Raw genomic sequence first — 26,996 nt, forward strand, 5'->3', positions numbered from 1 at the left:
TTTGTGTTTTTGTTTGTAAAGGACCGGCGACCAACGTGGTAAAGACAAGCCGCTGCGGCGGGAGCGTCAGAGGGGTATAAGAGACAGGCTCGACGCCGTTCGCGTCGCGGAAGGTGACCAGCCGCGGGCGCAGCCGCTCGAAGGCCTCGCGCAGCCGGGTCAGGCCGGCCCAGGTCTGCATGTCCTTGACGGAGGCGGGGCCGAACGCGGCGAGGTAGCGCAGCACGGTCGCGTCCGGCGCCGGGGCCGGTTCGGCGGAGCGGCCCAGCCAGTGCTCGGCGGTGGTGAGGGCGACCTGGCCGCTCTTGCCCCACAGTCCGCGCGGGGTGACCTGGACGAGCGGGAGACGGCAGCGGGCGGCGATCGCGAGGGCCTGCGGGTCGGCGTCCGGCCACTCGGCGAGGAGTTCCTCGCGCAGCTGCTTCATGGTGCGCGGCTCGGCCTCGACGAGGCCGCGGGCGAGGACGGCGAGGCGGTCGAGGTCGACGCCCTGGAGCCCCTTGCGGAACTGTGTGAGTTCGCGGTCACGGGCGGCCTGGACCAGCGGGCGCAGGGTGAGGGTGTCGTCGGCGGTGTGGGTGTGGATGGTGGAGCGCATGGTGACGATGCGGACGACCTCGCGGTCGGCCATCAGGGCGGACAGCGCGTCGGGGGTGAAGCCGTCGAGGCGGGCCGCGAGCGCGTAGTACGGGGGTTTGACGTTCTGGGCCTGGAGGCCGAGCAGATGCTCGACGGCCGCCTTGGCGGGCAGGTCCGCGCGGCGCAGCAGCAGCTGCCGGTCGAGGGTCGCGCGGTTGAGGGCGCGGGTGTCGAGCACGGGGGCCGTCGTCTTCGTCATGGGGACCACGCTACTGAGGCTTGCGGACACCTTCTGTCCGCAACTCTGACCGTTTCCCGCGTCACGCGGACACGCCGACGTCGTTCGCCCCGTATATCCTGCCCGTGATCACGTGATCACCCAGCCGTCGGCTCGATCCGGGAGGCAGCCGCGATGCCCGAGCGACGCGCCCGTCCGACCCCGAGGAGCCGGGGACGATCCGCCTGGCGCCGCGCGCTGACCTCCCCGCCGCCGCCGGAGCGGCCGCCGGCGAGGCGGGCCGAGGCGGCGGAGGCGGAAGCCGAGCAGGCGAGCATCGTCCAGGCGGCCCTGTACCGGGACGGTGTCCGGGTCTCCTCCCCCGCGACCCTCGCCGACACCTTCCGGGAGCTGCGCGAGCAGCCCTCGGGCATGGCGTGGATCGGCCTGGCCCGCCCCACCGAGGCCGAACTCCTCTCCCTGGCCGCCGAGTTCGACCTCCACCCGCTGTCGGTCGAGGACGCGATGGAGGCCCATCAGCGGCCCAAGCTGGAGCGCTACGGCGACACGCTCTTCGTCGTCCTGCGGGCCGCCCGCTATCTGGACGCCTCCGAGGAGGTCGACTTCGGCGAGCTGCATGTCTTCGTCGGCCCCGACTTCGTCATCACGGTCCGGCACGGCGCGGCACCCGATCTGTCGGCGGTGCGCCGCCGCATGGAGGAGACGCCGGAGCTGCTGAAGCTGGGCCCGGAGGCGGTCCTGTACGCCATCCTCGACGCGGTGGTCGACGGCTATCTGCCGGTCGTGTCGGGGGTCCAGAACGACGTCGACGAGATCGAGACGGAGGTCTTCCGCGGCGACCCGGAGGTCTCCCGCCGTATCTACGAACTCTCCCGCGAAATGGTCGAGTTCCAGCGCGCCACCCGCCCCCTGGTCGGCATGCTGCACGGCCTGATGGCCGGCTTCTCCAAGTACGGCACCGACGACGAGCTCCAGCGCTACCTCCGCGACGTCGCCGACCACGTCACCCACACCAGCGAACGCGTCGACGGCTTCCGCCAGGCCCTCACCGACATCCTCACGGTGAACGCGACACTGGTCACCCAGCAGCAGAACGCGGAGATGCGGGCGCTGGCGGAGGCGGGGTTCGAACAGAACGAGGAGATCAAGAAGATCTCGTCGTGGGCGGCGATCCTGTTCGCTCCGACGCTGGTCGGGACGATCTACGGCATGAACTTCGAGAACATGCCGGAGCTGAGCTGGGGGTTCGGGTATCCCTTCGCGATCGGGCTGATGGGTGTGGTCTGCGTGAGCCTGTACGTGATTTTCAAGCGGCGGGACTGGCTGTGACAGGGTGCGTGGGCGGCGTCACAGTCAGGGCGAGGGAAAGGTCACAGGCGTTCCTCTGCTCCGGCTGGAGCCCGCTGGCCTAGCATCCGACGCATGACGGTCCTGCCTGACGACGGGCTTGAGCTGGCCGGTGAGTTCCCTGACGTTCCCCACGAGCAGTGGCAGCGCCTCGTGGCGGGTGTCCTGCGCAAGTCGGGCAAGGACGTCGAGGGCTCCGCGGCCGAGGAAGCCCTGTCCACCGCGCTGGAGGACGGGTTGCGCACCCGGCCTCTGTACTCCGCGCTCGATGCCGCGCCCGAGCCGGGCCTGCCCGGTTTCGCCCCCTTCGTACGCGCGGGACGCGCCGAAGGGAACACGGTCGGCGGCTGGGACGTACGGCAGCGGCACACGGCGGCGGACAACGCCTCGGTCCTGGCCGACCTGGAGAACGGCGTCGGCTCCCTGTGGCTGGGCGTCGGCGAGGGCGGCATCCCGGTGGCGTCGCTGGGTCGCGTCCTCGACGGCGTCTACCTCGACCTGGCACCGGTCGTCCTCGACGCCGGGGCCGAAGTCGAGCCCGCCGCACGGGAGTTGCTGCGGCTGTACCAGGAGCGGGGCGTCGCGAAGGACGCGGCGCTGGGCAATCTCGGCGCCGACCCGCTGGGTCATGAGGCCCGCACCGGGCAGACGTACGACTTCGCGCCGGTGGCTTCTCTCGCGCGGCGGTGTGCCGAGGAGTACCCGGGGCTGCGGGCGCTGACCGTGGACGCGCTGCCGTATCACCAGGCCGGTGGTTCGGCCGCGCAGGAGCTGGGTGCCTCGCTGGCGACCGGTGTCGCGTATCTGCGGGAGCTGACCGGGGCCGGGCTGAGCGTCGAACAGGCCTGTGGGCAGCTGGAGTTCCGGTACGCGGCGACCGCCGACCAGTTCCTGACGATCGCCAAGCTGCGGGCCGCGCGCCGGCTGTGGGCCCGGGTGGCCGAGGCCTGCGGGGCGCCGGGCGCGGGGGCGCAGCTCCAGCACGCGGTGACCTCGCCGGTGATGATGACGCGCCGCGACCCGTGGGTGAACATGCTGCGCGCGACCATCGCCACGCTGGCCGCCGGCGCGGGCGGGGCGGAGTCGGTCACCGTGCTGCCCTTCGACGACGCGCTCGGACTGCCGGACGCGTTCTCGCGGCGCATCGCCCGCAACACCTCGACGATCCTCGTCGAGGAGTCGCACCTGGCCCGGGTGATCGACCCGGCGGGCGGCTCCTGGTACGTGGAGCGGCTCACCGACGAACTCGCCCACGCGGGCTGGGAGTTCTTCCAGGAGATCGAGCGGGCGGGCGGCCAGGCGGCCGCCCTGCGTTCCGGACTGCTCCGCGACCGGCTCGCCGCGACCTGGGCCGCGCGCGGCACCAAGCTCGCCAAGCGGCGTGAACCCATCACCGGCGTCAGCGAGTTCCCGTACCTGGGTGAGAAGCCCGTCGTGCGCGAGCCCGCTCCCGCACCGCCGTCCGGGGGCCTGCCCCGGGTCCGGCGCGACGAGGCGTACGAGGCGCTGCGCGCCCGCTCCGACGCCCATCTGGCCGCGACCGGCGCCCGGCCCAGGATCTTCCTGGCGGCCCTGGGTCCGGCCGCCGCCCACACCGCCCGTCTCACCTTCGCCGCCAACCTCTTCCAGGCGGGCGGCATCGAGCCCGTCACCGAGGGCGCCTTCGAGGACAGCGGGGCGAGCGAGGTCTGCCTGTGCTCCAGCGACGCCCTGTACGAGGAGCAGGCCTCGCAGACGGCTCAGGCCGTGAAGGCCGCCGGCGCCTCGCACGTGTTCCTCGCCGGGCGGCCGGCGGAGTACGCCGGTGTCGACGCCCACGTCTTCGCGGGCTGTGACGCGGTCGCCGTCCTGTCCGCCACCCTCGACCGCATGGGAGTGTCCTGATGACCAGCCCCGCCACTCCCTCCGTGCCCGACTTCTCCGGGATCGAACTGGGGGCCCCGGCCCCCGCCGGCGGCACCGACGAGTGGCAGGCGGCGCTCAAGAAGGCGGCCGGCGGCGACGACCTGCTGTGGGAGACCCCCGAGGGCATCCCGGTCAAGCCGCTCTACACCGGGCAGGACCTGGAGGGTCTGGACTTCCTGGACACCCGCCCGGGCGCGGCCCCGTATCTGCGCGGCCCCTACCCGACGATGTACGTCAACCAGCCCTGGACGATCCGCCAGTACGCGGGCTTCTCCACCGCCGAGGAGTCCAACGCCTTCTACCGCCGCAACCTCGCGGCCGGCCAGAAGGGCCTGTCGATCGCCTTCGACCTGCCCACCCACCGCGGCTACGACAGCGACCACCCGCGGGTGACCGGTGACGTCGGCATGGCGGGTGTGGCCATCGACTCCATCTACGACATGCGGCAGCTGTTCGACGGCATCCCGCTGGACAAGATGACCGTGTCGATGACGATGAACGGCGCCGTGCTGCCGGTCCTCGCGCTCTACATCGTGGCGGCGGAGGAACAGGGCGTACCGCCCGAGAAGCTGGCCGGGACCATCCAGAACGACATCCTCAAGGAGTTCATGGTCCGCAACACCTACATCTATCCGCCGTCGCCGTCGATGCGGATCATCTCCGACATCTTCGCGTACACCTCGCAGCGGATGCCGCGCTACAACTCCATCTCCATCTCCGGGTACCACATCCAGGAGGCGGGAGCGACGGCCGATCTGGAGCTGGCGTACACCCTCGCCGACGGTGTGGAGTACATCCGCGCCGGGCGTGAAGCCGGCCTGGACGTGGACGCGTTCGCGCCGCGGCTCTCCTTCTTCTGGGCGATCGGCATGAACTTCTTCATGGAGATCGCCAAGCTGCGCGCGGCACGCCTGCTGTGGGCGAAGCTGGTCAAGCAGTTCGACCCGCAGAACGCCAAGTCGCTGTCCCTGCGCACCCATTCGCAGACCTCGGGCTGGTCGCTGACCGCGCAGGACGTGTTCAACAACGTCACCCGCACCTGCGTCGAGGCGATGGCGGCGACCCAGGGCCACACCCAGTCGCTGCACACCAACGCCCTCGACGAGGCGCTCGCGCTGCCCACCGACTTCTCGGCACGCATCGCCCGCAACACCCAGCTGCTGATCCAGCAGGAGTCCGGCACGACCCGGGTCATCGACCCGTGGGGCGGCAGCGCGTACGTCGAGAAGCTCACCTATGACCTGGCGCGCAAGGCCTGGCAGCACATCCAGGAGGTCGAGGCGGCCGGCGGCATGGCCCAGGCCATCGACGCGGGCATCCCCAAGCTGCGCATCGAGGAGGCGGCGGCCCGCACCCAGGCCCGTATCGACTCCGGGCGCCAGCCGGTGATCGGCGTCAACAAGTACCGCGTGGAGAGCGACGAGCAGATCGACGTCCTCAAGGTCGACAACTCCTCGGTGCGCGCCCAGCAGATCGAGAAGCTGCGGCGGCTGCGCGCGGAGCGCGACGAGCAGGCGTGCCAGGACTCGCTGGACGCGCTCACCCGGGCCGCCGGCGGCGAGGGCAACCTGCTGGAGCTGGCGGTGAACGCGGCCCGCGCCAAGGCCACCGTCGGGGAGATCTCCGACGCCCTGGAGAAGGTGTACGGGCGGCACGCCAGCCAGATCCGTACGATCTCCGGCGTGTACCGCAACGAAGCCGGCGAGTCCCCGTCCGTGGACCGCACCCGTGCCCTCGTGTCCGACTTCGCCGAGGAGGAGGGGCGCCGGCCGCGCATCCTGGTCGCCAAGATGGGCCAGGACGGCCACGACCGCGGCCAGAAGGTCATCGCCACCGCCTTCGCCGACCTCGGCTTCGACGTCGACGTCGGCCCCCTGTTCCAGACCCCGGGCGAGGTGGCCCGGCAGGCGGTGGAGGCGGACGTGCACATCGTCGGCGTCTCCTCGCTGGCGGCCGGCCATCTCACCCTCGTCCCGGCGCTCAAGGAGCAGCTGGCCGAGGAGGGGCGCGAGGACATCATGATCGTGGTCGGCGGGGTGATCCCGCCGCAGGACGTCCCGACGCTGTTGGAGATGGGCGCGGCCGCCGTCTTCCCGCCGGGGACGGTGATCCCGGACGCGGCGTACGACCTGGTCAAGCGACTGTCGGACGACCTCGGGCACGACCTGTGATCGATGTCGACGCGTATGTGAAGGGTGTGCTCGACGGCAAGCGTGCGCTCGTCGCCCGCGCCATCACGCTCGTCGAGTCGACCCGTCCCCGGCACCGGGCGCTGGCGCAGGAGTTGCTCACCGAGCTGCTCCCGCACAGCGGCCGGGCCCGGCGGATCGGGATCAGCGGGGTGCCGGGGGTGGGCAAGTCGACGTTCATCGACGCGTTCGGCACCCTGCTCACCGGTCTGGGCCATCGGGTCGCCGTGCTGGCCGTGGACCCGTCGTCGAGTCGTACGGGTGGCTCCATCCTGGGCGACAAGACCCGGATGGAACGCCTCGCCGTGGACCCGGCGGCGTTCGTGCGCCCCTCCCCCAGCGCGGGCACGCTCGGCGGGGTCGCCAAGGCCACCCGTGAGTCGATGGTCGTGATGGAGGCGGCCGGCTACGACGTGGTCCTGGTCGAGACGGTCGGTGTCGGCCAGTCCGAGACGGCCGTGGCGAACATGGTCGACTCCTTCCTGCTGCTCTCCCTCGCCCGTACCGGCGATCAGCTCCAGGGCATCAAGAAGGGCGTCCTGGAGCTGGCCGACGTGATCGCCGTGAACAAGGCGGACGGCCCGCACCAGCGGGACGCGCAGGCGGCGGCACGGGAGTTGGCGAGTGCGCTACGGCTGATGCACGGCAAGGACGCCTTCTGGACACCGCCGGTGCTGAGTTGCAGTGCGCGTGAGTCGACGGGCCTGGACACCGTGTGGGAGCGCCTCGAACAGCACCGCACGCTGCTGGACTCGACCGGGCGGCTCGCCGCCAAGCGCCGTGACCAGCAGGTCGACTGGACCTGGAACATGGTCCGCGACGAACTCCTCGGCCGCCTCCACGCCGATCCCGCGGTACGCGCACTGGCGCCCGGGCTCGAACAGCGGGTCAGGGACGGCGAGTTGACGGCGACGCTGGCCGCGGAGCGGATTCTCGAGGCGTTCGGGGAAAGCTGACCCCGCCCGGTGAGGGGCGGGGGCCGGGCGACGGTGGGCCCCGTCCTCATGCGCGGGCCCCGCCGTTGCGGCGCAGCACCCCCAAGTGGGCGTAGTACTCGATGAGTTCGGGGGCGTCCACCGTGGCGGGGTTGACGACCTGTTCCGGCGGGGCGCCCTGGAGCAGCCGCTTCACGGGGACCTCCAGTTTCTTGCCGGTGCGGGTGTGCGGGACGGCCGGGACCTGGAGGATCTCGTCGGGGACGTGGCGGGGCGAGGCGCCGGTGCGGATGGCGTCGCGGATACGGTCGCGCAGGGCGTCGTCGAGTTCGACGCCGGCCGCCGGGACCACGAAGAGCGGCATCCAGTAGCCGCCGTCGGGTTCCTCCGCGCCGATGACCAGGGCCTCGGTGATCTCCGGGAGGCGTTCGACGACGTCGTGGATGTCGGCGCTGCCGAGCCGTACGCCGTTGCGGTTGAGGGTGGAGTCCGAGCGGCCGTGCACGGCGACCGAGCCGTGCGAGGTGAGGGTGATCCAGTCGCCGTGCCGCCACACTCCGGGGTACGCCGAGAAGTAGGCGTCGCGGTAGCGGCTGCCCTCGGGATCGTTCCAGAAGTACAGCGGCATCGACGGCATCGGGCGGGTGACGACCAGCTCGCCGACCTCGTCGACGACCGGGGCGCCCTCCGGGTCGTACGCGGCCAGCGCGACACCGAGGAAGGGGGCGGACAACTCCCCTGCCCAGACGGGGGTGTTGGGCGCGCTGCCCGCGAAGCCCGACACGACGTCCGTGCCGCCGCTGATCGAGGCGAGGAGGACCTCGCCGCCCACGTGGTCGCGGACCCAGGGGTAGGCGGAGGCCGGCAGGGTCGAGCCGGTGCAGCCGACGGCGCGGATCGCGGACAGGTCGTGCACGGAGGGGTCGATGCCGAACTTGGCCATGCCCAGCAGGTACTGGGGGCTGGTACCGAAGAGGGTGACCCGGTGCCGGGCGGCCAGCCGCCACAGGATGTCCGGTTCGGTGAGCAGGGCCGGGCTGCCGTCGTAGGTGCAGGCGGTGGCGCCGGTCAGGAGGGTGGAGACGACCAGGTTCCACATCATCCAGTGGGTGGTGGTGTACCAGAGCAGTCGGTCGCCGGGACCGAGGTCGGAGTGCAGACCGAGGGTCTTGAGGTGTTCGAGGAGAACGCCGCCGTGGCCGTGGACGATGCCCTTGGGCAGCCCGGTGGTACCGGAGGAGAAGACGACCCACAGAGGGTGGTCGAACGCAACGGGTACACACGCGAGTTCCTCGGTGCGGGTGGCCGCGTCCTCCCAGGGGAGCACCAGGGACGGGTAGTTCTCCGAGAGGCCCGGAAGGCCCACGTGGTCCACGAGGACCGTCGCCTTCAACGTGGGCAGTGCGCGGGCCAGTTCGAGGACCGCGGCACGGCGGTCGTGGCTGGTGCCGTTGAACAGATAGCCGTCGGCGGCGACCAGGACGGCGGGTTCGAGCTGACCGAAGCGGTCGGCGGCGGCCTGTGGCGCGTAGTCCTGCCCGCACACCGACCACACCGCGCCGAGGCTCGCCGCGGCCAGGAACGCGACGATCGCGTGCGGGGTGTTGGGGAGGTAGCCGACGACCCGGTCGCCCGCGCCCACGCCGAGGTCGCGCAGGGTGGCGGCGACGGAGGCGACCTGGGCGCGCAGCCGCCCGCCGGTCACCTCGTGGGCGGCACCGGTCTCGTCCAGGGCGACGATCGCCGTCTCCTCGGCGGCGAGGTCGCGCAGAGCGTGGTGGGTGTAGTTGAGGGTGGCGCCGGGGAACCAGCGGGCGCCGGGCATCCTCTCCTCGGCGAGCACGCTCTCGTAGGGCGAGGACGCCTCGATGTCGAAGTACTCCCAGATCGCGGCCCAGAACCCTTCGAGGTCGGTGACGGACCAGCGGTGCAGGGTGGCGTAGTCGTCGGCGTCGAGGCCGTGGCGTCGGGCGAAGTCCGCGATACGGCTGCGTTCGACGGACTCCGGTCCGGGGGTCCAGAAGGGCGTGGTCATCGGGTGGCGCTCCTCAACGGGCTGACGGTGGTGGGAAGTTCGGTGACATGGCGGCCGGTGCACAGCAGCGGCGCCCAGACCGCGGTGCCGGTGAAGTCGGCGCCGCCGCGCGGGAGGACGTCCAGGACCACGCGGTCGGGCCGCAGCAGGACCGCGTCCGCGCGACCGGACTCCAGCCAGCCGGCGAGGGTGCCGTCGTCGCCGGTGTCCCGTACGTCGAGGATCCGTGCGCCGATCCCTTCGGCGAGGGCCCGCACCGAGGGGGTGAGGGGCACCGCGGTCAGGACGGCGAAGGAGTCGCCGAGGAGGCCGTCGAGGCGGCTGCGGGTGCCGTCGGCGGTCACCCAGGGCTGGGGGCAGTGGGTGCCGCCGAGACGGCTGCGGCGGCTCAGCGGGCCCGGCCGCAGAGCGCGGCCGAGGTCGCGGGTGGCGGCCCCCGTCACACCGGGGACGCGGCAGGCCGCGCTCACGGCGGTGCGGCGCAGGGCGGCGGCACGGTCCTGGCCGCCGGTCATGGCCCAGCCCATGGCGACCGCGAGCCGGATCACATGCAGGGCGTGCGGCTTGCGTTCCCGCTCGTACGTCTCCAACAGCCGTTCGTCGGCGCCCTGCTGGAGGACCCGGGCCAGTTTCCAGGTCAGGTTGTAGGCGTCCCGCAGTCCCGCGCACAGTCCCTGTCCGACGAACGGCGGGGTGAGATGCGCGGCGTCGCCGAGCAGGAACATCCGGCCCCGGCGCCAGCGGTCGGCGATGCGGGCCCGGAAGGTGTACCGCGCCTGGCGGATGACGTGGAAGTCGTCGACGCCCAGGATGTCCACCCAGGGCGCGACCAGCTCGCGCAACAACCCGTCGTCGAGCTGCTGCCCCTCCTCCAGTCGGAACTCCCAGCGGTAGCGGTCCTCGCCGATGCGCATGAAGGTGGCGGGGCGGTGCGGGTCGCAGACCTGGTCGACGCCCTCCCAGCAGCGGACGGCGGCTTTCGTCGTCACGTCGATGACGGTCCAGTGCTCCTCGAAGCGCAGGTCCTCCCACTCGGCGCCGATCGCGGCGCGGATGAGGCTGCCCGCGCCGTCACAGCCGAGCAGTGCGTCCGCGAGCAGCACATGCTCGCCCTCGCCGTCGCGATAGATGACACGCGCCGGCCCGTCCACGCCGTCCTCGACCGCCGTCACCTCGACCCCGCCGCGCAACTCGCACTCCGGGCGGCGGACCAGCTCGTCCCGCAGGATCCGCTCCAGTTCGGGCTGGTCGAACATGCTGGTCTGCGGGAAGCCGTGGCGGCCCTGCGGGGACTGCGGGAACTCGGTGATCACCCGGTGCCGGGCGTCCAGCAGCCTGAGACCGCGCGCGGGACGGGCCACGGCGGCGAACGCGTCGGCGACACCGGCGGCCTGGAGGATCCGGCGCACCTCGTCGTCGGTGGCGACGGCCCGTGGAAGGGGGTACACGTCCCGGTGGCGTTCCAGGACGACACTGCGGACGCCGTGCCGGGCCAGGAGGAGGGCAGCGGTCACGCCCACGGGCCCGGCACCGACGATCACCACGGGCACGTGGGGGTCGGCACTCACTGCGCGTCCGTCACCGGCGTGCGCTGCTCGCCGAGGTCGATCCGTCCGTCGTCGGTGGCGATCGTCGCGGTGATCACGTCGCCGTGGCGCAGGTAACGGGGGTTCCTGGCCTGGGACTTGAAGAACGCCCTCCACTTCAGCGCGGGCGGCAGCAGCGCACCGATCTTCTCGACGGCCTTCGGCGGGGCCTTGAGGGCGGTGCCGCCGGGGGTGCCGGTCAACAGCAGGTCGCCGGGGTCGAGGGTCTGGAAGCGGGCCAGCAGGGTGAGTGCCTGCGCCGGGCGGACGATCATGTCGGCGAGGGTGCGGTCCTGACGCGGATCGCCGTTGACGCTCAACTTCAGCCGCAGGTCCAGAAGACGGTCGAAGTCCTCCGGCTCCAGCAGCGTCAGGTGCGGCCCGGTGGGCGTGAAGGTGGGGTACGACTTGCTCTCGTAGAACTGCGTCCTGGTGAGCTGTACGTCCCGCGCGCTGATGTCGTCGGTGACGACCAGCCCGGCGACGTACGACGGCAGGTCCCGCTCCTCGACGACGGTGCCGACCGGCAGCGGTGCCCCCATGACCAGCCCGAGTTCGATCTCGTAGTCGAGGAACCGCACGTGCGGCGGCCGGACGACGGTCTCGCCGGGGCCGCTGACCGAGCCGGAGGCCTTGCGGAAGAAGGCGGGCGGGATGTCACCGGTGAAGCCCGAATCGCGGGCGTGGCTGCGGTAGTTGACCATCTGGCACACCACCCGGCACGGGGTCGTGACCGGGGAGAGGGCCACCAGGTCGGCGACGGGTGTGCCGGGCTCGTCGGAGGCGGCGGCCTCGCGGACGGCGTCCCGGTCCGCGAGCAGTTCGGCGGTGGTGGCGGCCTTGGTGCCGACGGGGACGGCGCGCTCGCCTCGTACGACCCACCAGCCGTCGGCGGTGCGCAGGACGTTGGTGCTCATGAGTTCATCGCTTTCATCAGGCCCAGCAGACGCGCGGGGTCGAGTTCGTTGTCACCGCGCAGCGCGTGCAGCACCTCGCGGACCTTGGCGGGAGTGGGACCGGCGCCCAGGAAGTCCCGGGTGGCGGGCGGCCCCCACTGGGCGAGGCCGCTCGCCGACATCGCCGCCCAGCCGGGCTCGACGTCGCAGGAGAACAGGTCGCCGTCGGCGAAGTGCTCCAGCATGAAGTGGTCGGGGTCGCGCCAGTAGTCGAAGAGCTGGCTGCCCTGGATGTGCCGGCCGATGCCCCAACTCCGCTTGTAGCCCCGCTCGTTCAGGTACTCGCCGCCGACGGCGATCGCGTCCAGGTCGGTGACCTGGTAGGCGGAGTGGACGTAACCGTTGCCCGGCCCCAGGTGCATGGCCAGCGTGTGGTGATCGGCCGGTACGCCACCGAGGTCGCAGCGGAGGAACGCCATCGTCGGGCCCCGGTCGCGCTGCCCGTCCAGGAACAGGAAGTCGGACACGATCATCCCGAGCGTGTCCAGGTACCAGTCCAGGGCCCGGGTGAACACCCGGGTCTCCAGCACCACATGGCCGAGCCGCTGGATCCGGGAGGGCTCGCGCGGCGGACGCTGGGTGGTGTTCGTACGACGGTGATCCGTGCCGGAGTTCAGCACCAGCGGCCGCTGGCCCGGCAGTTCCGGCAGCCGCTCGGCGCAGTGCGCCACGCGGACCGGGAAGCCCGAGGGGTCGAGCAGGTCGACCGCGTGACCGCCGCCGGGGACGTCCGCCTCCCGCACGGACGTCCCCGTGGCGCGGGCCAGCCGGTCGAGGTCGGCGCGTTCGGCCGCGCGGAAGGCCGGGCCGATGAAGCGGGACGTGCGCCCCTTGCGGATCACCATGCAGGGCGAGCCCGCGAAGGTGCCCCGCAGCCACAGTTCGGTGTCGGTGCGGGCGGCGATCTGGAAGCCGAAGTCCCGGGCGAAGACCTCCGCACGGTCCAGGTCGGGTTTCTGGAACTCCAGCCAGGCCAGGTCGGCCACTTTGATCACCGGATTCCGGGAGCGACCGGGGTGTTCGCCCCGTAGGGCGCCCCGCTCGCTGTGGAGGTCCTGATGAGCCGTCTTGGACATGACGTCCTCCAAGCAACATTGCCGTAATGATGAAATCATCAAGTTTGACGCGACTCATCGTCAAGGGGTTCCGAGAAAGAATTGATGGACTCATCAGAATTGCTGACGTATCCGCCGCCGCGACTAGACTCGGCCCATGTCTTCGTCAGCCCCGCCCCGCAACCGCTTCGAGCGTCGCCGCGCCGAGACCCGTCAGGCCCTGGTCCGCGCGGCCCGGCAGATCCTCGCCGAGACCGGGGACACCAGCGCCAGCATCCAGGCGATCGCCGAGCGGGCGGACGTCGGTTTCGGATCGTTCTACAACCACTTCGCGTCGAAGACGGAGCTGTTCGACGCTGCCGTGATGGACGCGCTGGAGGAGTTCGGCCAGACCTTCGACGAGCGGCTGACCGGGATCGACGACCCGGCGGAGCTCGTCGCGGCGGGCTTCCGGCTCAGCACCCGGATGGCCGACTCACATCCCGAGCTGATGCAGGTGCTGCGCCGGCGCGGACTCGGCTGCCTCCACTCGGAGAACGGCCTGACCTCCCGGGCCCTGCGCGATCTCCAGGCCGGCATGGCCTCCGGCCGCTTCACCGCCGTGGAGCCGGTCGTGGCCCTGTCCGCGCTGGGCGGCACGCTGCTGTCCCTGCTGGAGCTGCGGTTCACCCGACCCGAGCTGGACGGGGACGAGGCCGCCTCGAACCTCGCCGAGATGGTGCTGCGCATGCTGGGCCTCGCCCCCGAGGACGCCCACGAGGTGGCCCGTCGACCGCTGCCCGGCCTCGACTGAGACCACACCACCGAGGCCGTACCGCCCACAGAGCGATTAATTGCACATCTATGAGCAGGAAGATAGTTTCTTGCCCATTGATGTGCAACTATTTGGTGTCTCCCTCGCTCCACCGGAGGTACCGATGTGACCAGCCGACCAGCCCCGCAGGCGCCGCCCCGGCATACGCCACGCGCCACCCGCACCCGCATCCTGGAGGCGGCCCGGCGGGAACTGGGCCGTGATCCCGACAGCAGCCTCGCCGACATCGCCGAGGCCGCCGGGGTGGCCCGGCGGACCGTCTACGGGCACTTCGCCGGGCGGGCCGCACTGGTGGAGGGACTCGCCGAGGACGCCGCGGAGGCGATCCGGCTCGCGGTCGCCGTCCAGCGGGTCCCCTCCCCCGACGCCACGGCCGCGCTGGCCCGCTTCGTCCTGACGCTGTGGCCGGTCGGCGACCGTTTCCGCGTCCTGATCGGCCTCGCCCACCAGGACCTCGGTCCGGGCCGGATCGCCGCGCTCCTCTCCCCGGCCCGCGACACGGTCGCCGGGATCCTCGCCCGCGGCCAGCGCCAGGGCGTCTTCCACACCGGTCTTCCGCCGGGCCCGCTCAGCAGGGCCCTGGAGGCACATCTGCTGGCGCTGCTCGACAGCGTCAACTCCGGCGTCTGGGCCGACGACGGCACGTCCGCCGCGGCCGCCGCCCTGATCGCCGCGGGTGTCCCCAGCGACATCGCGGTGTCCACGGTCCGGCGTCTGCACGGCGCCCGGCCGACCCTCTGAAGGAGAGCCCATGTACGAACACGAGTACGGCGACGCCACGTCGTACGCGTCCCGTCCGCCCCGCCGGTTCCGTCACCCCGCGGTCGTCGCGGGGGCCGCCGCGCTCACCCTGGTCCTCGTCCCCGTGGCGGCCGACCGGTTCGCGGCGGCGCGCGTCGAGTCCAACACCGCGCAGGCGTTCCAGGAGGGCATGGACACGCCCCAGCGGCCGGAGGTCCACGTCCGAGGCTTCCCCGTCCTGACCCAGATGGCCTCCGGGTCCCTGCGGCAGGTGGACATCACCGCGCACGACATACCCGCCGACGGCTCCGCCCGTCCGCTGCCGGTGTCCCGGCTGGACCTCCGGCTGAACGGGCTGACGAGGTCCGCCGACGACACCGAGGCACGGGCCCGCAGCGCGCGGGCCACCGCCTCTCTGACCTACGCCGACGTTTCGGACGCCCTCGGCCCGGAGGTCTCCCAGGGCGCCGGCCGCGATCAGGTCGCCGCGCGAATTCGGCTGCCGTTCGGCGACGAGGCCACCGTCACGGCACGCGTCTCGGTGGTCTCCGGCAACCGCATCGCCTTCGAGGACTTCCAGGTCACGGGCGGTCCGCTGCCCGACGCGGGGCGCAAGGTGCTGGAGACGGTCTTCGACCGTCCGATCCAACTGGAGAACATCCCCGAGGGCCTGACCCTGCGCTCGGTCACCACCTCTGCGGACGGGCTGACCGCCCGGTTCTCCGGCACGTCGGTCACGTTCCACCCGGAGAACCAGAGCACTTGAGCACTTGAGCACTTGAGCACTTGGGCTCTGGGCTCTGGGCTCTGGGCAGCCCGGAAGAGCCCCCGGCCGTCGGTGCAACGGCCGGGGGCTCTTCCGTGCTCCCGCGGCCCGGCTCAGGAACCGTCGGTCGGCGTGGCCGTCGGTGTCCCGGTGGTCTCCGTGCCGTCCCCCGATTCCCGGGCCGGATCCTCGGTGACGACGATGACGGTGCCGCCCGCCTCGACCTCGCTCCCCGCCGCCGGAGTGCTGGAGGTGACCACGGCGTCGGAGGCCTGGGAGGAGCCGGAGGCGACGCTCACCCGCAGCCCGAGGCCGCCGAGTTCGTCCTGGACCTCGGCGAGGGTGCGGCCGACGATGTCCGCCGGGATCTGCACGGTCTGCACCGCCCTGGCGATCTGTACGTCGACGGAGGTGCCCGGCGCGACCTCCTTGCCTGAGGCGACGCTCTGCCCGACGACGGTCCCGGCCTCGGCTCCGCTCTCCACCTCGGTGCTGTCGCCGAGTTCGAGGTCGTTCGCGGCGAGCAGCTCGCGGGCCTCGCCCGGAGTGCTGCCGGTGAGGTCGGGGACCGTGGACCTCTCGGCCGCCTTGGCCACCGTGAGGGTGATCTCGGTGCCCTTCTCAACGCTCTCGCCGCCGGCCGGGTCCTGCTCCAGGACGGTTCCGGGGTCCTCGGTGGACACCTTGTGCCGGAGCTCCACCTTGAAGCCCTTGTCCTGAAGGATCCGGGACGCGTCGTCCTCGTCCTTGTCCGTGACGTCCGGTACCTCGGCCTTCGGGGCGCTGGTGGAGACGGTGACGGAGACGGCGTCGCCCTTGTCGAGTTCGCCGTCGAGCGGGGTCTGTTCGCAGATGTGGTCCTTGGGCTGGTCGGCGCAGGGTTCCCGCCGGGCGACGGTGAGGGTGAGGCCGGAGTTGTCCGCGGCGGACCGCGCGTCGTCGAGGGTGAGTCCGACGAGATCCGGTACGTCCACCCTGCCGTCGGCGGCCGAGCCCTGGCCGAACATCAGCCAGCCCACGCCGAGGGCCATCGCGGCGACGGTGACGCCCGCGACGACCAGCGCCACGTTTCCCCTGCGTCCACCGCTCGCCTCCTCGTCCTCCTCGTCCTCCTCGTCCTCCTCGTCGGCGACCGCCGCCGGGGGCTCGAAGGCGGGCGCGGCGATTCCCGTTCCGAGCCAGGCCCGCACATCGGTCAGCATCTCCTCGGCGGACCCGTAGCGGTGGGCGGGCTCCTTCGCCAGGGCGCGCAGCACGAGAGTGTCCACCTCGGGCCCGATGCCGGGGTTGTGGAGGCTCGGCGCCTGTGGTGCCTCCTGGACGTGCCGGTACATCACCGCCATCGGCGAGTCCCCGTCGAACGGCGGCCGGTAGGTGAGGAGTTCGTACAGAAGGCAGCCCACCGAGTACAGGTCGGACCGGGCGTCTGTCTCGTGCCCCAGCGCCTGTTCCGGTGAGAGGTACTGGGCGGTGCCGATGACCACGGACGTCTGCGTCAGACCGATGTCCCGGGCGTCGCGGGCGATCCCGAAGTCCATCACCTTGATCTGGCCGGCCCGGGTCAGCATGACGTTGGCCGGCTTGATGTCCCGGTGCACGATGCCCTGCCGGTGGGAGTGGGCGAGCGCCTGGAGGATCCCGGCCGTCGCCTCGAGGGCCCACCGGACGGTCGGCGGTGGCCCGGAGCGCAGGGAGTCGCGCAGGGTCGCGCCGGCGACGTACTCCATCACGAGGTACGGCAAGGGCGTCCCGTCGTATCCCAGGTCCTCGCCGGTGTCGTAGACCGCGGCTATCGCGGGGTGGTTGAGCGAGGCCGTGGACTGCGCCTCCCGGCGGAACCTCGCCTGGTACGCCGGGTCCCGGGCGAGGTCGGAGCGCAGTGTCTTCACGGCCACGGCGCGGTCGAGCCGCAGGTCGTGCGCGAGGCAGACCTCGGCCATACCGCCGGAGCCGAGAAGCATGCGCAGTTCGTAGCGGCCACCGAGGACGGCGTACGCGGGGGTCGGAGGGGAGAAGGCCAGATCGTCTGGTCCACCGAGGTTCACGCGCTTCTCCCCAAGGGATCGGGATCGGAGGTGTGGGCCGGGGCAGGGGGCGACAGCGCACCGCCGCACGGGGCCGGGAGCACGGACAAGATAATTGCACGTCGACGGGCAATTATCTTCCCGTTCGGCGACGGTCCCGTGAGAGGCTGCTCACTCCAGGGCCCGCCGCACCGCGGGAGCCCTCAGGCCGGAAGCGGTCGCGCGACCAGTTCCCGAGCCTCCGCGGGCGGCAGGCCGAACATGCACAACAGGTTCACGGCGAGCTGGTCGGCAGCGCGGCCCGCGTCCAGGTCCGGTTCCATGTCGAGGAGTTGCAGCACCCCCAGCAGGGCGCCACCGGCTCCCGCGAGCGCCACCTCGATGTCCCCGACACGCAGCCGGCCGGTGGCCGCGCCGGCACGGAGGACACGCCGGGCCCGCGGGGCGAGGCCGACCGAGGAGGCGAGCCGTGTCAGTCCGACGCGCAGCAGGATGCGGGCGACCTCGGGGTGGCCGCGCTGCATTCGGCCCGTCAGACGGACCCCCACGGCGAGCATCTCGGCCGGGTCGTCCAGCTCCGAGCTGGGCGCGATGGTCTTCGTCCACCCCGCCACCCCGCAGCACGCCCCGGACCTGGGGCTGCCGGCCTTCCTGTACAAGTTCACCTTCGACACCACGCGGGCGCTGGTGAACATGCTCTACAAGAAGACGTACGTGCGCTACCCGCGCATCCGCTGGATCGGCGCCCACGCAGGCGGCACCCTGCCGTTCCTGTCGTACCGGACGAGTCTGCTCTACTCGAAGACCGTGGGAGTGGCGCAGACCCTGCGGCTGGGCGCCCTCGACGACACCGCCCCGCTGTACAGGAAGCTGTTCTTCGACACGGCCCTGTCCCCCGCGCCGCAGTCGATGAAGTCGACCAGGGAGCTGGCCGGCGTCGGTCGCATCATGTTCGCCTCGGACTGGCCGTTCACGGCCGAGCTGTTTCCCGCCGCCGGTGATCCGGCTCCCCAGCTGGACGAGACCTTCAGCGCCGCGGAGCGACTGCGGGTGGAGCGGAGCAACGCGCTCGCGCAACTCCCCCGGGTCGCGGCCCGGTTGAAGGGCTGACGGCACAGGCCTTTCAGCCGTCGAGGCCACCGCGCTTGACCAGCTGGCTCGCGATCACGTTGCGCTGGATCTCGTTGGTGCCCTCGCCGACGATCATCAACGGGGCGTCGCGGAAGTAGCGTTCGACGTCGAACTCGGTGGAGTAGCCGTAACCGCCGTGGATGCGGACGGCGTTGAGGGCGATCTGCATCGCCGTCTCGGAGGCGAACAGTTTCGCCATCCCGGCCTCCATGTCGACCCGGCGGCCCGCGTCCGCCTCGCGGGCCGCGTACAGGGTGAGCTGGCGGGCGGCGGTCAGGGAAGTCGCCATGTCGGCGAGGTAGTTGCCGATCGACTGGTGCTGCCAGATCGGCTTGCCGAACGACTCGCGTTCCTGGGCGTAGGCGAGCGCGTCCTCCAGGGCGGCGCGGCCCACGCCCAGGGCACGGGCGGCGACCTGGAGCCGCCCCGTCTCCAGGCCCTTCATCATCTGTGCGAAGCCCTTGCCCTCCGCCCCGCCGAGCACGGCGTCGGCGGGCGCCCGATATCCCTCGAACGCCAACTCGCAGCTCTCCACGCCCTTGTAGCCGAGCTTGGGCAGGTCGCGGGAGACCGTGAGACCCGGTCCGTGCTCGACCAGCAGGACGGAGATGCCCCGGTGTGCCGGGCTCGCCTCCGGGTCGGTCTTGCAGAGCAGCGCGATCAGCCGCGAGCGGCGGGAGTTGGTGATCCAGGTCTTCGCCCCGTCGATCACATATCCCTCGCCCTCCCTGCGGGCGACCGTGCGGATGGCCTGGAGGTCGGAGCCGCCGCCCGGTTCGGTCAGGGCCATGGTCGCCCGGATCTCGCCGGTGGCCATCCTCGGCAGATACCGGCGTCGCTGTTCCTCGGTACCGAAGTGCAGCAGCAGCTTGGCGACGACGGTGTGGCCGCCCATCGCCCCGGCCAGGCTCATCCAGCCGCGGGCCAGTTCCTCGGTGACCAGGACGTAGCAGGGGGTGGAGACCGGGGTGCCGCCGTACTCCTCGGGGACGGCGAGCCCGTAGACGCCGAGCCGCTTCATCCGCTCGATGAGGGCCTCGGGGTAGGTGTCGGCGTGCTCCAGTTCCCGTACGACGGGCTTGACCTCCTTGTCCACGAAGTCGCGCACCGTGCGGACGACGAACCGCTCGTCCTCGGACAGGGTGTCGAGAGTGCCCATGAGGCGACGCTCCTCGTGTGCGGTGGCCGAGTAGCATCATGGACGCTCATGACGTCGTAGGTGAAATACCGGATCGTGATACCCCCATGCGCGCCGCGGATGGCCACGCGGCCGGGGCGGCGGGCCGGGGGCGAAGGGCGGGCCCCGTTGGATCTCAAGCAGCTCAGGGCGATCGTGACGGTCGCCGAGGTGGGCAGCGTGACGCGCGCCGCGGAGCTGCTGCATCTGGTGCAGCCCGCGGTCACCCGGCAGATCCGCGCCCTGGAGCAGGAACTCGGTGTGGACCTCTTCGAGCGGACCGGTCAGGGCATGCGGCCCACGGAGGCCGGTGCGGTCATGGTGGACCGTGCCCGGCGCGCCCTGAACGAGCTGGAGCGGGCCCGCGCCGAGGTGCAGCCCGCCCCCGGTGAGGTGAGCGGCATCGTCACCCTCGGGCTGCTGGAGAGCACGAGTGACCTGCTGGCCGAGCCGCTGGTGGCCGCCCTCGCCCGCGACCACCCCGGGGTCGAACTGCGGCTGATGACCGCCTACTCCGGGCATCTCCAGCAGTGGCTGGACGACGGTGACCTGGATCTGACCCTGCTCTACAACCTGGACAGCACGCCCTCGCTCAACGCCCGCCCGCTGGTGCGGGAGCGGCTGTGGGCCGTCGCCCCGGCGTCTGCGGGACTGCGGGCCGACCGTCCGGTCGCGTTCCTGGAGGCGGCCGGGCATCCTCTCGTCATGCCGGCCGCCGGGCACGCCCTGCGCCGGCTGATCGACGCGGCGGCGGCCCGGTCCGGGGCCGCGATGGAGATCGCCGTGCAGACCAACTCGCTGCGGGTGCAGAAGCGGCTCGTCCGGGCCGGCCACGGCTGGACGGTCCTGCCCGGGGTGGGGATCGCCGAGGACGTGGCGCGGGGCGCGCTGAGCGCGGCACCGCTCACCCGGCCCGAGGTGTGGCGGCGGATCGTGCTCGGCACCCAGCGGGCGGGGCGCACTCCGCCCGCCGTGGAGGTCGTGGGGCGTGAGCTGGTGCGGCAGATCGACTCCGCGGTGCGGGAGGGGAGATGGCCGTCCGCCGAGGTCCAGGGGGTGTGACCCATGCGTACGGCGTATACGGGCATCACGCCTTTCTCTTGTACAGCCCCGGCCCTCCCCGGTCATCATGAGACATGCGGCTCAGCACGTACGTGGAGGCATGGACCCCGGGTCCGGTCACCGATCAGGACACCCTGCCCGCCGGCCCGGTGGCGGCCCTGTCGGCGGTCCTGGACCTGCCCGGGATGGTCGCCGGGGACGGTGATCCGCTTCCCCCGCTCTGGCACTGGCTGTACTTCCTGAGCTGGCCCGCCCAGCGCGAACTGGGCGCCGACGGCCATCCGTCGAGGGGGCACTTCCTGCCGCCGCTCCCCGATCGTCAGCGGATGTGGGCCGGGGGCCGCTGCGAGATCACCGAGCCCCTCCGCGTCGGCGAGCCGGCCGAACGCGTCAGCAGTCTCGCCTCGGTCACGGTGAAGCAGGGGCGCACGGGTGAGCTGGTCTTCGTCACCGAGCGCCGGGAGTTCCGCCAGCACGGCCGACTCCGTCTCGTCGAGGAACAGGACATCGTCTACCGTTCCGGACGCGGCGCGAGCCACCACCCTTCCGCCGTCGACGAGTTCGCGGCACCGCGCCCGGACGGACCGTGGCAGCTGGCGCTGCGCCCCGACCCGGCGGTGCTCTTCCGGTTCAGCGCCCTGACCGCGAACGCCCATCGCATCCACTACGACGCCCCGTACTGCCGTGCCGAGGAGGGCTATCCGGGTCTCGTCGTCCACGGCCCGCTGCTGGCCCTCCTCATGCTCGAGACACCCCGTCGCCACGCCCCGGCACGACGGGTGCGCTCCCTGTCGTACCGGCTCCACCAACCGGTGTTCGCCGGCGAGCACTTGGCGGCCGTCGGGACCCCCGTCGAGGACCGTGCCGAGCTGCGGATCGCCACCCATCGGGAGGAGCGGCACGCGACGGCGGAGGTGGTCTTCAACCGGTGACCGCAGGCGCGTGGCCCTGGATCTCCTCCAGGGTTCCGGTGTGGAGTTCCGCCACCCGGCCGTCCGGAGTGTCGTAGGTCCAAAAGGCGTGGACCGTCCTGGTGTTGAGGTTCATCGCGTGGGTGATGGTCATGCCCGACGCCTCCAGCCAGCCGAGGAGGAAGATGCCCGGGCCGACCTCGGCGGCATGCAGTTCCACGTCCTCGGCCGCGCCCTTGTCCGGTCCGGCGACGGTCTCGTAGTGCAGCCGGGTGCCGTCGGGGGCGTAGGTGTTGTGGAAGACGACGCCGTTGTCGACGCGGAAGCGGAAGGTCCGGCCGGCGTAGGTGAGGTCGCTCATGGCGGTGCTCCTCAGAACAGGCCGTTGGAGTGCGGGAGTTCGGCCGGTACGGGGGCGATGACGTCCCAGTGCTCGACGATCTTCCCGTCGGCCACGCGGAACAGGTCCCAGTAGGCGACCGGCACGCCGAACTCGCCCTCGGACTGGAGGAGTACGAGGTCGCCCTCGGCGACGACCCTGTGGACGTGCCGGTAGACCAGGTTCCTGCCCTGCTCGGCCCACCGCGCGGCGGCGGCGCCGAAGCCGTCCAGCCCGTCGGCGGCCTCGGGGTTGTGCTGGAGGTAGGTCTCGGTGGAGATGTAGTCGGCCAGGACGGAGTAGTCGGCGCCCACGAGGACCTTCGCGGCGAACTCCGTCACCAGTTCGCGGTTGGCCTCGGTCCTGTCGAGGTCGCCCGGCGCGGCGGCGCCGTCGGTCTGCGTACGACCGGAGGCGGTGTCCTCGACGACCGGCGTCAGGGCGTCCCAGTGCTCGGCCAGCTTGCCGTCCGCGTCGACGCGGAACAGGTCGAAGGCGACCAGCGGGTCGGGGCCGAAGCCGTGGTACGTGCCGTGCAGGGCGACCAGGTCGCCGTCGGCGACGACCCGTGCGCCTTCGTAGCGAAAGCCATCGGGCAGGGCGGCGACCAGCTGCCGCAGTGCCTCGGGGCCGTCCGCGGCCAGGCTGCTGTGCTGACGGTAGTCAGCGGACACCCAGCGGTCCACGGCGCCCGGGTCCTTGTCCCCGAACAGCTCACCGGCTGCCTTGACGACGATGTCCTTGCTGCTCATGACAGGTCTCCGATCTGTGCCTTCCGGCGGCTCCGTGCCCACCGGCCTGCCGTCCACTCTCTCCGCGGACCGGGCTCGGCGCACGGTAGGGTCAGGCATGGCCATGGTCGAAACCGGACAGCCTCCGCTGATCGAGCGGGGCTATCGCAACCCCACGCGGCCGGGTCTGCACCTGGAGGTCCTCGGCTTCGCGGAGCTCGCGGAGCGCCTGCCCGGGGAGGAGTACCGGCGGGTGCACCGCCTGGACTTCCACCATCTCGCCCTGGTCCACCGCGGCACCGGCACCCACATGGTCGACTTCGTCGACCGCCCCTGCCGCCCCGGCACGCTCCTGCACGTCCGCCCCGGGCAGGTGCAGCGCCTGCCCACGGGGCCCGACGGCGGCCCCGCGGACCTGGCCGCCACGATCGTGCTGTTCACCCCGGACTTCCCGCCCCGGCTCCCCGCCACCGCCCGGGTGACCGACGACCCCTTCGGCCCGCCCTGCTGGCGGCTCGGCCGGGACGACCTCGACCGCTTCCGTCGCGCGCTGGGCGACCTCGCGGACGAGTACGCCGCCCTGCCGGACCAGGATCCGGAGCTCACCAGGGAGCTCCTGCGTCAGCTGCTGGCCGGCGTCCTGCTGCGTATCGCCCGCCTCCCCGCTCCCGACGGCAACCCGCCGGTCCCGGCCGCGGAGGAGCCGTACCGCGTCTTCCAGCACGAGCTGGAGCGGTCCTTCGCCGTCGTGCGCCGGGCCGAGCACTACGCGGCCCGGCTCGGCTACTCCCTCAAAACCCTCAACCGGGCCTGTCAACGAGCCACGGGGCACACGGCCAAGCAGCTGATCGAGGCCCGGGTCGCCCTGGAGGCGAAACGCCTCCTTGCCCACACCGACCTGCCGGTCGCCGCGGTCAGCCACCGTCTCGGCTTCACCGAGCCGACCAACTTCAGCAAGTTCTTCACCCGGGCGGCGGGACGGACACCGGGTGCGTTCCGCGCCGCGCAGACCTGAGCCGTCGGAGGGCGCACTCGCGTTGAACACCCGTGCGCAGAGGCCCAGTTGATGTGGCCGTGTACGGTCGTGACATGGTGCGGATCCTGGTCATCGGCGGTGGAACAGGCGGTACGGCGACGGCGCTCGCCCTGCACAAGGCGGGCTTCGACGTCGACGTGCACGAGGCGCATCCCGACTCGGCGGAGGATCTGGGCGCGTTCCTCACGTTGGCGAGCAACGGCATGCGGGCGCTCGCGCAGATCGACGCCTCCGACGCGGTCACCGCGATCGGCTTCCCGCTGCGCTCGATGCGGCTGCTCGACGCGACGGGCGCCGAGGTGGCCCGGGGCCCGCTCGGCGAGGCCGACGACCCGCTCCTGCGGTTCCGCTGTCTGCGCCGCGGCGACCTCAACTCGGCGCTCCAGAAGGAGGCTTCACGTCGCGGCATCACGGTGCGGCACGGCGTCCGGCTGGCCTCCGTCGAGGAGGGCCCCGCCGCCGTCACCGCCCGCTTCACCGACGGCAGCAGCGCGACGGGCGACCTCGTCATCGGCGCCGACGGCCTCAACTCCACCGTCCGCAGGGCGACAGCGCCCGAAGTGCGGCCCGTGTACGCGGCCCAGCGCGTCTTCTACGGCTACACGCGCGACGCCCGACCGCCGGGCGAGGGCGAGCAGTTCACCATGGTGCGGTGCGGCGGGGCCGCCTTCGGGTACGCGGTGTCGCCCGACGGGGAGACGTACTGGTTCGCCCGCGTGACCGACGACCCGCTGACCGCCGAGGAGTTGGCACGCGGCGGATGGCGTGACCCGCTGGTGTCGCTGTTGCGCGAGGACTCCGGCCCCGCCGCGGACATCGTGGCGGCGACCGCCGACGACGTGCTGGTCACCAACGCCACCGAGATACCCCCGGGCACCCCCTGGCGCTCGGCGCGGACCCTGCTCGTCGGCGACGCGGCCCATGCCGCCTCCCCCGCGACCGGGCAGGGCGCCTCGATGGCGCTGGAGGACGCCGTCGTGCTCGCCAAATGCCTGCGCGACACGCCGGACACCGACTCCGGGCTCGCCCTGTACGAGGCGCTGCGCCGCCCGCGCGTGGAGCACAACACGCTGGCCAGCGGGAGCCTGTCGCGCGGAGGCCGGGGCGCCACCGTCCCCCGGCCCCGGGAGGAGGACCTCCCGCGGCTCCTCGACTGGGGCACCGCGATGTCCGTGTGAGCGTCAGATCCAGCCGTCGAGGGACTTCATGAACCCGGGGAAGTCGTCGCGGTGAATGGTGTGCCCCGCCCCGGGCACCGTACGGACCTCGAAACCGCTCGCCCGCAGCCGCACCACGTCGTCGGCTCCGACCAGATGACTGGGGTCGGCGAGCTGGACCAGGGAGGGCACGGCCGGGCGGTCGGGGACGAAGCCGGCGAGCGGGCGGCCGTCGAGGAAGTACGAGGTGTCCGCGTCCCAGTCCGCGAGAGTGGCCGTCTCGATGTCGATGTCCTCGGCGGCCCAGTGCGGGTTGAACCGCGCGATGTGGTCGCGGGTGAGTTTCTTGGCGGACACGAACACCTCGGGGTCCAGGGGCTGTTCGGGGTCCCGCGTGGACCAGGCCGGGTCGGAGTAGACCGCCCGCAGGGGCCGTAGCCGCTCGACGGCCAGGGAGAGGCTCAGCCCGCCGAGGGAGTGCCCGACGGCCAGGTCGGCGCCCGTCGGCAGTGTGTCCACGAGGTCGTCGGCGAAGTGCCGCGGGCTGTACTCGCCGCGTGGCGAGAGGCCGTGGCCGCGCAGGTCGACCGCGATGACCCGGTAGCCGTGTCCGGCGAACGCCGGTCCGACGCGGCGCCAGGTGCGGGAGTCGGACATGATGCCGTGCACGAGCAGGGCGGTTCTGTCGCCGGTGCCCCATTCACGGGTGTGGAGTCGCACGTCGGGCCTTTCGTTCCGGTGGGTTCGCCGCGGTCAGTGCGCGGGTTTCTCCCATACGGAAACATGGCCGGAGCTGTCGCTCGTGAAGGGGTCCCTGGTCCAGCCCTCCCAGCGTTCGCGCAGCCGTAGTCCGGCGAGCTGTGCCATGAGGTCGAGTTCGGCGGGCCAGACGTAGCGGAAGGGGATCTCGTCGTACGTCCCGCGCCCGTCGACGACCCTCACATGGTGCGAGCTCATCCGCTGCGTGGCCACGTCGTAGGTGTCGAACCCCAGTCGCTGCGAGCCGACGTGGAACGGCACGGCGTGCTGCCCGGGCGGCAGTTTCCGCAGTTCGGGGACCATGACCTCGATGACGAAGGTGCCCCCGGGGGCCAGCTGGGCGGCGACGTTGCCGAAGCACGCCACCTGCGCCTCCTGCGTCGTGAGGTTCATGATCGTGTTGAAGACGAGGTAGGCGACGGAGAAGGCGCCGTCCGCCTTCGTCGTCGCGAAGTCGCCGATCGATACGCCGATCGCGTCGCCGCCGGGCTTGGCGCGCAGCCGTTCGACCATCGCGCGGGACAGGTCGATGCCGTGCACCGGTACGCCGCGGGCCGCCAGCGGGAGGGCGATCCGGCCGGTCCCGATGCCGAGTTCGAGTGCCGGGCCGTCGCCCGCCAGGTCCGCGAGGAAGGCGACCGCCGGGTCGATGGTCTCCGGCCGGAACATGTCCGAGGCGGGGTCGTCGTAGGTCGCCGCGATGTGCTTCGCGAAGTAGCCGTCTTCGTGATCCACGCACGGACCGTACGTCGGCGGCGCTACCTGGCGCACCTCAATTCGGTTCAGCGCCCAGGCGGTTGATGTCGGGGCTGTGCAGCACTGTCGGCCCCTGCCCCTTCAGCCGGGTCACCGCGATCATCGCGCGGCCCAGGTGCTCGGTCGTGGTCACGTGCTTCGGCATCAGACGGCGCAGCGCCGGATAGAGCCATCCCGTGAGCCCGTACAGCAGGCGGTAGACGGTCACCCGGGCGACGGCCCCGTTGCGGGGCTGGATGAAGCCGGGACGGAACATGTAGGCGTCGAACGGCATGGCCAGCAGCTCGTTCTCGGTACGGCCCTTGACCCGGGCCCACATCAGACGGCCCCGCTCGGTGCTGTCGGTGCCCTCGCCGGACACATAGGTGAAGGTCAGGTCCGGGCTTTCGGCGCTCACCGCCCGGGCGGCGGCCAGGGTGTAGTCGTGGGTGATCCTGGTGTACTCCGTCTCGCCGCGGCCGACCGAGGTGACGCCCAGGCAGAAGTAGCAGGCGTCGAGGTTCTTCAACTCGCCCTGGATCGCGGTGTAGTCGGTGAAGTCGGCGTGGACGAGCTGCCGGAGCTTGGCGTGCTCGACGGCGAGCGGGGTGCGGACGACGGCCAGGACCTCGGTGATGTCCGGTTCGCGCAGGCAGGCGTGCAGGACGCCCTGTCCGACCATGCCGGACGCTCCGAAGACGATGACGCGCATGGGGTGCTCCAGTCGGTGCGGGAATGGCTGGTCCCG

The 26,996-nt window shown here is 71.9% G+C and carries 25 protein-coding genes; 12 read left to right on the plus strand and 13 right to left on the minus strand.

What is annotated here, in order from left to right:
* A partial coding sequence (locus HLK59_RS27275; protein WP_240982675.1) for a winged helix DNA-binding domain-containing protein occupies nucleotides 1-838 on the minus strand: 838 nt, incomplete at its 3' end.
* A gap of 153 nt (nucleotides 839-991) precedes the next feature.
* Here HLK59_RS27275 and HLK59_RS27280 point away from each other — a divergent pair.
* The 4 genes from HLK59_RS27280 (at nucleotide 992) to meaB (ending at nucleotide 7,214) form a co-directional block, all read left to right on the plus strand.
* On the plus strand, nucleotides 992-2,146 hold the full coding sequence (locus HLK59_RS27280) for a magnesium and cobalt transport protein CorA (protein ID WP_171144171.1): 1,155 nt from the start codon (nucleotides 992-994) through the stop codon (nucleotides 2,144-2,146).
* A 93-nt stretch (nucleotides 2,147-2,239) separates the two neighbouring features.
* A complete protein-coding gene (locus tag HLK59_RS27285; protein WP_171144172.1) occupies nucleotides 2,240-4,048 on the plus strand; it encodes a methylmalonyl-CoA mutase family protein in 1,809 nt (602 codons plus the stop codon).
* Nucleotides 4,048-6,240, plus strand: coding sequence for a methylmalonyl-CoA mutase (scpA, locus tag HLK59_RS27290; protein ID WP_171144173.1), 2,193 nt, complete (start codon nucleotides 4,048-4,050; stop codon nucleotides 6,238-6,240). The genes HLK59_RS27285 and scpA overlap by 1 nt, the downstream gene beginning before the upstream one ends.
* Nucleotides 6,237-7,214 (plus strand): methylmalonyl Co-A mutase-associated GTPase MeaB, encoded by a 978-nt coding sequence (meaB, locus tag HLK59_RS27295; RefSeq protein ID WP_171144174.1) that lies wholly within the window; start codon nucleotides 6,237-6,239, stop codon nucleotides 7,212-7,214. Before scpA ends, meaB begins: the two co-directional genes overlap by 4 nt.
* Before the next feature lie 46 nt (nucleotides 7,215-7,260).
* On the opposite strand, the gene HLK59_RS27300 is transcribed toward meaB, so the two are convergent.
* From HLK59_RS27300 to HLK59_RS27315, 4 genes are read right to left on the minus strand one after another with little or no spacing between them, the layout of a single operon-like run.
* Complete coding sequence (locus HLK59_RS27300; protein ID WP_171144175.1) at nucleotides 7,261-9,228, minus strand: acetoacetate--CoA ligase; 1,968 nt, start codon at nucleotides 9,226-9,228, stop codon at nucleotides 7,261-7,263.
* Nucleotides 9,225-10,796: a bifunctional 3-(3-hydroxy-phenyl)propionate/3-hydroxycinnamic acid hydroxylase gene (locus tag HLK59_RS27305; RefSeq protein WP_171144176.1), complete on the minus strand. Its 1,572-nt coding sequence runs from the start codon at nucleotides 10,794-10,796 to the stop codon at nucleotides 9,225-9,227. Before HLK59_RS27305 ends, HLK59_RS27300 begins: the two co-directional genes overlap by 4 nt.
* Nucleotides 10,793-11,731: a fumarylacetoacetate hydrolase family protein gene (locus HLK59_RS27310; protein WP_171144177.1), complete on the minus strand. Its 939-nt coding sequence runs from the start codon at nucleotides 11,729-11,731 to the stop codon at nucleotides 10,793-10,795. The genes HLK59_RS27305 and HLK59_RS27310 overlap by 4 nt, the downstream gene beginning before the upstream one ends.
* Entirely contained in the window at nucleotides 11,728-12,846 is a 1,119-nt protein-coding gene (locus tag HLK59_RS27315) for a VOC family protein (protein ID WP_171144178.1), read from the minus strand. Before HLK59_RS27315 ends, HLK59_RS27310 begins: the two co-directional genes overlap by 4 nt.
* A gap of 136 nt (nucleotides 12,847-12,982) precedes the next feature.
* On the opposite strand from HLK59_RS27315, the gene HLK59_RS27320 reads away from it, so the two are divergent.
* From HLK59_RS27320 to HLK59_RS27330, 3 genes are all read left to right on the plus strand, one after another.
* Complete coding sequence (locus tag HLK59_RS27320) at nucleotides 12,983-13,618, plus strand: TetR/AcrR family transcriptional regulator (RefSeq protein WP_171144179.1); 636 nt, start codon at nucleotides 12,983-12,985, stop codon at nucleotides 13,616-13,618.
* A 126-nt stretch (nucleotides 13,619-13,744) separates the two neighbouring features.
* Nucleotides 13,745-14,380, plus strand: a complete 636-nt coding sequence (locus HLK59_RS27325; protein WP_171144180.1) for a TetR/AcrR family transcriptional regulator — start codon at nucleotides 13,745-13,747, stop codon at nucleotides 14,378-14,380.
* Nucleotides 14,381-14,390: 10 nt separating this feature from the next.
* A complete protein-coding gene (locus HLK59_RS27330) occupies nucleotides 14,391-15,146 on the plus strand; it encodes a DUF2993 domain-containing protein (protein WP_171144181.1) in 756 nt (251 codons plus the stop codon).
* A 113-nt stretch (nucleotides 15,147-15,259) separates the two neighbouring features.
* Here the strand turns inward: HLK59_RS27330 and pknB are convergent, their stop codons facing one another.
* A complete protein-coding gene (pknB, locus tag HLK59_RS27335; protein WP_171144182.1) occupies nucleotides 15,260-17,191 on the minus strand; it encodes a Stk1 family PASTA domain-containing Ser/Thr kinase in 1,932 nt (643 codons plus the stop codon).
* Between the two features lie 182 nt (nucleotides 17,192-17,373).
* Complete coding sequence (locus tag HLK59_RS27340; RefSeq protein ID WP_171144183.1) at nucleotides 17,374-17,784, minus strand: hypothetical protein; 411 nt, start codon at nucleotides 17,782-17,784, stop codon at nucleotides 17,374-17,376.
* Between HLK59_RS27340 and HLK59_RS27345 the strand changes: the two genes are divergently transcribed.
* Nucleotides 17,762-18,280: an amidohydrolase family protein gene (locus tag HLK59_RS27345; RefSeq protein ID WP_171144184.1), complete on the plus strand. Its 519-nt coding sequence runs from the start codon at nucleotides 17,762-17,764 to the stop codon at nucleotides 18,278-18,280. The two genes, HLK59_RS27340 and HLK59_RS27345, sit on opposite strands and share 23 nt — an antisense overlap.
* 13 nt (nucleotides 18,281-18,293) lie before the next feature.
* Here the strand turns inward: HLK59_RS27345 and HLK59_RS27350 are convergent, their stop codons facing one another.
* On the minus strand, nucleotides 18,294-19,460 hold the full coding sequence (locus HLK59_RS27350; protein WP_171144185.1) for an acyl-CoA dehydrogenase family protein: 1,167 nt from the start codon (nucleotides 19,458-19,460) through the stop codon (nucleotides 18,294-18,296).
* Nucleotides 19,461-19,607: 147 nt separating this feature from the next.
* Here HLK59_RS27350 and HLK59_RS27355 point away from each other — a divergent pair, with 147 nt between their 5' ends.
* Together HLK59_RS27355 and HLK59_RS27360 are read left to right on the plus strand one after the other, a co-directional pair.
* Nucleotides 19,608-20,540: a LysR family transcriptional regulator gene (locus HLK59_RS27355; RefSeq protein ID WP_171144186.1), complete on the plus strand. Its 933-nt coding sequence runs from the start codon at nucleotides 19,608-19,610 to the stop codon at nucleotides 20,538-20,540.
* A 74-nt stretch (nucleotides 20,541-20,614) separates the two neighbouring features.
* Nucleotides 20,615-21,472, plus strand: a complete 858-nt coding sequence (locus HLK59_RS27360) for a MaoC family dehydratase N-terminal domain-containing protein (protein WP_171144187.1) — start codon at nucleotides 20,615-20,617, stop codon at nucleotides 21,470-21,472.
* Here HLK59_RS27360 and HLK59_RS27365 read toward each other — a convergent pair.
* The gene (locus HLK59_RS27365; protein WP_171144188.1) at nucleotides 21,462-21,812 is read right to left on the minus strand and encodes a hypothetical protein; all 351 of its coding nucleotides are present in this window, start codon (nucleotides 21,810-21,812) and stop codon (nucleotides 21,462-21,464) included. The genes HLK59_RS27360 and HLK59_RS27365 overlap by 11 nt on opposite strands.
* Nucleotides 21,813-21,823: 11 nt before the next feature.
* Nucleotides 21,824-22,582 (minus strand): nuclear transport factor 2 family protein, encoded by a 759-nt coding sequence (locus HLK59_RS27370; protein ID WP_171144189.1) that lies wholly within the window; start codon nucleotides 22,580-22,582, stop codon nucleotides 21,824-21,826.
* 97 nt (nucleotides 22,583-22,679) lie between these two features.
* Between HLK59_RS27370 and HLK59_RS27375 the strand changes: the two genes are divergently transcribed.
* Together HLK59_RS27375 and HLK59_RS27380 are read left to right on the plus strand one after the other, a co-directional pair.
* Nucleotides 22,680-23,576 carry a helix-turn-helix domain-containing protein gene (locus HLK59_RS27375; RefSeq protein ID WP_171144190.1) on the plus strand — a complete coding sequence of 299 codons (897 nt, stop codon included), beginning with the start codon at nucleotides 22,680-22,682 and terminating at the stop codon, nucleotides 23,574-23,576.
* A 74-nt stretch (nucleotides 23,577-23,650) separates the two neighbouring features.
* A complete protein-coding gene (locus HLK59_RS27380) occupies nucleotides 23,651-24,775 on the plus strand; it encodes an NAD(P)/FAD-dependent oxidoreductase (protein WP_171144191.1) in 1,125 nt (374 codons plus the stop codon).
* Between the two features lie 3 nt (nucleotides 24,776-24,778).
* Here the strand turns inward: HLK59_RS27380 and HLK59_RS27385 are convergent, their stop codons facing one another.
* Genes HLK59_RS27385 through HLK59_RS27395 form a run of 3 tightly spaced genes read right to left on the minus strand, consistent with a single transcriptional unit; the run spans nucleotide 24,779 to nucleotide 26,960 of the window.
* On the minus strand, nucleotides 24,779-25,474 hold the full coding sequence (locus HLK59_RS27385) for an alpha/beta hydrolase (RefSeq protein WP_171144192.1): 696 nt from the start codon (nucleotides 25,472-25,474) through the stop codon (nucleotides 24,779-24,781).
* Nucleotides 25,475-25,507: 33 nt separating this feature from the next.
* Nucleotides 25,508-26,248 (minus strand): class I SAM-dependent methyltransferase, encoded by a 741-nt coding sequence (locus HLK59_RS27390; RefSeq protein WP_171144193.1) that lies wholly within the window; start codon nucleotides 26,246-26,248, stop codon nucleotides 25,508-25,510.
* 37 nt (nucleotides 26,249-26,285) lie between these two features.
* On the minus strand, nucleotides 26,286-26,960 hold the full coding sequence (locus HLK59_RS27395; protein ID WP_171144194.1) for an NAD-dependent epimerase/dehydratase family protein: 675 nt from the start codon (nucleotides 26,958-26,960) through the stop codon (nucleotides 26,286-26,288).
* Between the last annotated feature and the right edge of the window lie 36 nt (nucleotides 26,961-26,996).

Source organism: Streptomyces sp. S3(2020), assembly GCF_013044505.1.
Lineage (GTDB): Bacteria > Actinomycetota > Actinomycetes > Streptomycetales > Streptomycetaceae > Streptomyces.